This window comes from Arthrobacter sp. 05N33_2, from assembly GCF_056397425.1.
This window is the reverse complement of the sequence record NZ_JBFTNJ010000045.1, coordinates 21982-27981: the sequence shown is the minus strand read 5'-3', so window position 1 is coordinate 27981 and position 6000 is coordinate 21982. Positions and strand designations below refer to the sequence as shown.

Below are 6000 nucleotides of genomic sequence, written 5' to 3'. Positions count from 1 at the left end.
CCTTTGAAAAAGACGTTTTCGTGGAAGTGGGCTTCCCTCCGCATTCCCACCCTCTCAAGAAGCCGGGCCGCAGAATCGTTGAGCGCGTCGGTGACAGCTAGTATGCGGTGGAGATGCAACTGCTCGAAGGCGTAGCCGAGGAGCCCCAGAACCGCCTCACGGCCATACCCGTGCCCCTGGTGCTCGGGCGCTAGCGTAAATCCCAATTCCGCCTCGCTCTTTTCAGTGTCGTTCACCTTTAATGCAACATCGCCGATGAGAATGCCGTCGGCACGTCTTTCGAGGGCGAACTGGTACCACTCTCCCGGTATGCCGGGCTGGATGTTTTGCATCGAGTTGATGAGGGTGCGACCTTGTTCAAGGGTGTAATTGCTCCAGCTTTGGTACCGCTCGACCTGGGGCTGGGCGCGATAGGCGGCAAAGGCTTCTGCATCTGCCGGATGGAATGGGCGGGCATGAAGGCGCGGTGTTTCGAAATGGGCGACAGCGGGTCCTGTTTCGGGGCCGTTGAAAGTCGGCATTTAGTTTCTTCTCCTCGTAGGAACTTTGGATTTGTTTCGGGAGTGCTGCGGCCCGTTCGCACGGTGGTGAGGCTTGCTGCGCCGGGTTCACCGGAAGCGTGCCGGGTCGCCGTCCGTGGCGGAGAATCGCGGCGATGACTCCAATCAACAGGCTCTGCCTTCACTATTGGCCGGGGACCTTGCACAGTGAGAAACTGCAATCTAGACGGCTCATTCGGACAGACGCCAACTTACCTCGTCTGCCTCCAAGCGCTGGCGTGCGGTGTTCAGTCCCGCTCCCACTGGTACGTGACCGGTAGCGGCTGCCAGCCCGAAGACCGGCATATCGCTATACACGCTTTCCCTGCCACCGGGCATCGTCTCGTAGGTTTCGTGCCATACGCCGATGTCGCCAGTACCGGCGGATTCGCGCATGAATCGGCGCCAGGGCTCAAGGTGCGGCGCCGACCGGTCGGCCGCGAACCGCTGCAGATGCTCCGGGCTCCTCCAGTAGCTGACCATGATGGTCGTCCGCCCGAACCATTGCTGGTAGCCCAACAATCCAGCCTCCGGCGTCTTGGCCAGGTGGGCAAGCATCCTGGGCATGGCCGCCCCCACCCTTGCCACTTTCCCGAATTTCCACCACCGGTTGGCGCGCATCCCAATCAGGAAGATTGTCACCGGGCCGCCTCCGGGATCGGCAGTAAAACGTCCTGCGTGCACTTGCTCCGACATGGGCTTCTCCTATTCATAACGCTGTTACAGAACAGTGTTATGCAATACTTGTCCTATGGCAAGACCCATAGTCCACGATGAGACCCTGCGTCGCAGGCTGCTCGACACCGCAGCCTCCCTCATCGCCCGCGACGGCGCCGCATCCTTATCGCTGCGCAGTATTGCCGCTACCGCTGGGACGTCGACGACGGCGGTGTATTCGCTCTTCGGGGGCAAGGCGGAGCTGTTGACTGCCGTGCTCGACGATGGCTTCGCTTCCTTTGCTGCCTCCCAACAAGAGGTCGCCGCTGCCGGCCTCGAAGCATTGGGCCGGGCTTACCGAACTTGGGCACTGGAGCATCCGATCCTCTACGGCCTGATGTTCGGCGGCTCACTGGCCGGCCAGGTGCCGTGTCGGCCGACGCCGGGTGCCACTGAGCCGTCGATCGCGCCGCTGTTCGCCGCGGTTGCCGCAGCGCTGCCCGGAGCAGCGGATGACGAGATCGCCTCGATGGTCGCCGTCGTGTGGGGCCAAGTCCACGGGCTGGTGTCACTGGAGCTGGCCGGTGCACCGGCTGCTGGCTGGATCTGGGATGTGGCCTATGATGCCGCTATCAGCCAGATTGGCCGCTCGCTGCGACGCTAGGGAACATTAGTCCTCAAGCAGCCGGCGGACCATGGGGTCGCAGTAGCCGTCGAAATCCGGATCTCGTGATGGTCGACCAGTATGTTCGTCAGCGTACCCCCTGTTCTACAACGGGTTGTTTGGTGACGGAACGTGGTGGAGTTCCGCTTTAACGTCCGAGTCAGCTCCGGTACCTCCCGGGAATCCTCGGCCGAAGTGTTGGGGAACTTAACGTTCTTCCGAGACGGTGATTGTTCCCGAGGCGGTGGCGGCTCGGAGTGCGCTAGCCTGAACGGCGTGGACCGCATAGACATGGATGACGCTGCAACGCTCGTGACCCTGCTGCATGATGGGAGGCGCTCCTCGTCGCTCCGTGCGCTGCTGCCGGGGTGGGACATGCTGCAGGCCGACGTCCCTTCCCGGGAACGGGTAGAGACGGCAATAGCGGTCCTGGTCGGTTCCAGCCTTGCTGAGGTCGACTCATCCTGGGGGATGCGGCTCACGGAGCAGGGCGTGCAGCTCAGGCGGTCCGTGAAAGGTGCTCGGGGGACGCGGGAGATCCCGGGGGCAATCAGCGATCTGCTGGTAGGACGCCAGTTGAGCCGTGCAACGCTGAGTCTTCCTCACGAGGTCTTTGATGCGGCGCGCGAGGACTATCTGGACGCGGCCCAACGCAGGGCTGAGCGCCGATCGCGACATCGCTGGTGGTGGCCCGACCCATCCAGGCCCCGTCCAAGGAAGCCGCCATCCTCGACCTCCTGAGAAGCACGAACGGCCACCCGTGACGTTGTTCGACTGCGGAACGTCGTGGAGTTCCGCTTCAACGTCTGGTTTCTGATCTCCCTGAGGCCAAAAGCGATAGCCGCTAAGAACACGTGTTCTTGGCGGCTATCGCTTTTGCGAGCGGGTGAGGGCTTCACGGACAGTTGGCTATGTGGCGGACTCAAGCCAGGAGCTTACGGCGTCCCGTGCGGCTGCGGGCTGCTCGTGGAACAGGAAGTGGCCGGCACCCTCGACGACGGTGAACCGGGCCGTGGGCAGCGCTTCTGCCATTTCTTCCGCAGCGTTCAGGGGGATGAGGCGGTCCTGGGCTCCGTGGATGATCGCTGTCGGGCAGGCGATGGACGGCAGAATCGAGCGGAGATCGGCGCGCTGCACGACTGCCTGCTGCTGTCGGAGAAAGGCTTCTGCACCTACTGGGCTGGTCATGGAGCGCCAAGTGGCTAGGAGTGCATCGTCGGATTCGTTGTCTGCCGCGACGACGCCAGGGAAGGCGGCGTCGACAAGAGCGTCGAAATGCCCGCCTTCAACGAGCGCGGACTGGCGCGCCCGCGCTTGGAGCTGCTCCGCGGAGTCGGCTCGGGCGGACGTGCTTACGAGTGCGAGAGCGGTGACGCGATCGGGCGCCTGTCGGATGACTTCGAGGGCGACGTACCCTCCCATGCTTGTTCCGAGAACAGCAATGTCGCCGACGTTCTCGCGGAGGATCCGTTCGGCCATGGCCGCAATGGTGTCGTCGTGCCGGGTGTCGGCCAAAGTGACTTGCCCGCGCGTCCAGACGGTATCGATCACCGGGGCGTAAGCGAGCGGAGAGCAGAGCAGAGGCGGTATCAGGACAATATTCACGTTCTCAGTCTTGCTGCACCTGCCGACAATAAACTATCGACGCAGGCGTTCTGGCTCACGGTAATCATTTCGACCACCAGAACAGACCAACCGCGTTGATCCAACACACGAAACCGAATCTGTTATCAACGGGCGATGCTTACGGGCTTTACGGCCGTGTTGTTAGGATCGGGCCGACCGTACTGACCATGAGCGTTTACGCGAGAGCGAGGATCCGTGAAAGCCGACCATTATGACAGTTTTGCCGAGAGCTACTCGGCGGAAAACGAGTCCAGCCTCCTCAACGCCTACTACGAGCGGCCGGCGATGATTGGCCTCGCCGGCGACGTCGACGGCCACCGGGTCCTGGATGCAGGGTGCGGCTCCGGGCCCCTGTCCGCGGCACTGAGCGCGAAGGGCGCGATCATGACCGGATTCGATTCCAGTCCTGCGATGCTCGAACTGGCAAGACAGCGACTTGGCGGAACCGCGGATCTACACTTGGCCGACCTCAGCAAGCCGCTGCCTTTCGCGGACGGCTCCTTCGACGACGTTGTCTCGTCTTTGGTTCTGCACTACCTGGAGGACTGGTCAGCGCCGCTTGGCGAACTGCGGCGCGTGCTGAAGCCGGGCGGTCGCCTGATCCTGTCGGTCAACCACCCCACGGTCAGCGTGATCACCCAACCAGCCGAGGACTACTTCGCCATCCGGCAGTACTCGGAGGATTACGAGTTCGATGGCGAGCCTGCGGTTCTGACCTTCTGGCACCGACCACTTCACGCGATGATCAACGCCTTCACATCGGCGGGATACCGCGTCGCCACCGTGAGCGAACCAGGGCCATCTCCAAACACACCGCACGAACTCCTTCCGCCGCGCATCCTCACCGGCGAGAAGACAGCGTTCCTGTCCTTCATCTTCTTCGTCCTCGAAGCCGGCTGATGGCAGCTGAGGAACGTGAGGACACGAGCCGCCGCCGTCCCAGTTCACGCCAACGACCTGTCGCGATGGTCAGCCGTGATGAGACGGAGGCTCTCCGTGACGAAACGCGGGTGGAACTCCGATTCAATGTATAGTGCCCAGTCATAGCCATGTGGGGGTCTCGCGGCGTCGCCGTCTTCCATCTGGCCTTCACGTTCTATGCTCGGGGAGGGTGTCGTGTCAGATGGCTTGGTAACTGGGCTCCTGCCAGTGCTTGGCAGGTCCCTGGAGTTGGGTTTCAACGTCTTTGACGTTATGCACCACGGACTCCACGAAAAGCAGATCTCGAATGTCTTTAGGTGGTTGTTGGACCCCGAACAGACGCACAACCTGGGCGACCGTTTCCTGCGGATCTTTATCGACGAGTTGAACCGGGTTTCGGCGGGGAGCGAACCGCTTCCGCATGGCAGCTACTTGGTGCGTCAGGAGGTGAACGTCGCGATGGGCGCGTGGGGAGCGGACATCGCCGACCTTGTCCTTGAGAGCGAAGCTGCGGTCGTCGTCGTCGAGAACTATTTCACCTCTGACGGTCACGGACACAGTTACAGCGGCTACCTGGCGTTCAGCGTGCGGGACGGCAAACGGGGTTCCGTCGTTCTCTTGTGCCGCGATGAGGATGCGTCCTTGCAGTCCATGGGGTGCGAGAACGCCGCGGTCCTCACGTATGGCAAGTTGGCTGAGCGACTGCTGGAACACGTCGGTGGCGACAGGGCTTACCAGCATAAGAATCCCGATGCCTACGCGTTCATCGAACAGTTGCACCGTAAGTTCGTTAGAGGAAAGGGCCTCGTGGGTGACCAGGAAGTGCTCAACTTCGTTGTTGCCATGTGTGATACCGGGGAGGTACGCAGATATCAGGAGCAGCCGCAGGAAGTAGCCGCCAAGCGCTTTGCTGATGATCTTGCGGTGCAAGCGAGGGAACGGTTTGGCGAGGGCCGCGACCTCCTCCAGCGAGTCAAGGGGCGCCTCAGCGCCTTCAGCGAGGGACCGCTCAGACGCCAACTCAACGCGACTCGGGGCGAGGGGTTTGTGCGCCGAATCGACGCGAGATTAGCGGGGATATACCAGTGGACCATCAACATCGACGTGGAAGAAGAACCGAACGACTTGGGCCGGTCGAGGCTCCAGCTCAAGTTCGGGCCGTCCGCGTGGTTCGCCAACGAACGGGATCCGAGCTGGACCCGAACGGTCGAATCGGGCCAAGCGGACTACTCGCGATTATTCCTCACGCGGGCCGGCGTCAAGGAAGTCCGTCAGTCGACCGTGAGTATCCAAGACGTGCTTGACGGCCTCGGACCCGCCGACCCCAGGCTTCACGACGAGATTACTGGGTTGCTCAGCGCGGTAATTCTGCCAAGTAATTAAGGATTAACTGGAGGGGCCCCGATTCTCGGATTGGGGCTTTTCCTGTGTGCGGCGCTTTTATCCTTTTGTTACGCCGCCGTCAACGTTTTGTGGGAAAGCTGGCCCTGTGGAACCTGCCCAATGTTGCAGCTCCATAACGAACTTTACGGTGAGTCAACTTTGGTGGCTCCGGACGGTCTTTGGGGTTACGCTTCATGCCATGTGAGACGG

At 61.8% G+C, this 6000-nt stretch carries 6 protein-coding genes; 3 read left to right on the top strand and 3 right to left on the bottom strand.

The window, feature by feature from the left end; translation table 11 throughout:
- Both AC1DHX_RS15370 and AC1DHX_RS15365 read right to left on the bottom strand, forming a co-directional pair.
- Positions 1–521: GNAT family N-acetyltransferase (locus tag AC1DHX_RS15370; protein ID WP_476900204.1), on the bottom strand; the 521-nt coding region annotated here is incomplete at its 3' end.
- Positions 522–731: 210 nt separating this feature from the next.
- On the bottom strand, positions 732–1235 hold the full coding sequence (locus AC1DHX_RS15365; RefSeq protein WP_230009803.1) for a DUF4188 domain-containing protein: 504 nt from the start codon (positions 1233–1235) through the stop codon (positions 732–734).
- Positions 1236–1290: 55 nt separating this feature from the next.
- On the opposite strand from AC1DHX_RS15365, the gene AC1DHX_RS15360 reads away from it, so the two are divergent.
- Positions 1291–1860, top strand: coding sequence for a TetR/AcrR family transcriptional regulator (locus AC1DHX_RS15360; RefSeq protein WP_476850334.1), 570 nt, complete (start codon positions 1291–1293; stop codon positions 1858–1860).
- A gap of 909 nt (positions 1861–2769) precedes the next feature.
- Here AC1DHX_RS15360 and AC1DHX_RS15355 read toward each other — a convergent pair.
- Positions 2770–3465: an alpha/beta fold hydrolase gene (locus AC1DHX_RS15355; protein ID WP_476850335.1), complete on the bottom strand. Its 696-nt coding sequence runs from the start codon at positions 3463–3465 to the stop codon at positions 2770–2772.
- 216 nt (positions 3466–3681) lie between these two features.
- Here AC1DHX_RS15355 and AC1DHX_RS15350 point away from each other — a divergent pair, with 216 nt between their 5' ends.
- Both AC1DHX_RS15350 and AC1DHX_RS15345 read left to right on the top strand, forming a co-directional pair.
- Positions 3682–4386, top strand: a complete 705-nt coding sequence (locus AC1DHX_RS15350; RefSeq protein WP_476858933.1) for a class I SAM-dependent methyltransferase — start codon at positions 3682–3684, stop codon at positions 4384–4386.
- Between the two features lie 216 nt (positions 4387–4602).
- A complete protein-coding gene (locus AC1DHX_RS15345; RefSeq protein WP_476858932.1) occupies positions 4603–5790 on the top strand; it encodes a PD-(D/E)XK nuclease family protein in 1188 nt (395 codons plus the stop codon).
- Positions 5791–6000: the final 210 nt, after the last annotated feature.

What these genes read in the sequence shown, in the direction of transcription:
- AC1DHX_RS15365 (WP_230009803.1), bottom strand. Translation starts at nt 1,235, where the DNA reads ATGTCGGAGCAAGTGCACGCAGGACGTTTTACTGCCGATCCCGGAGGC.
- AC1DHX_RS15360 (WP_476850334.1), top strand. Translation starts at nt 1,291, where the DNA reads ATGGCAAGACCCATAGTCCACGATGAGACCCTGCGTCGCAGGCTGCTC.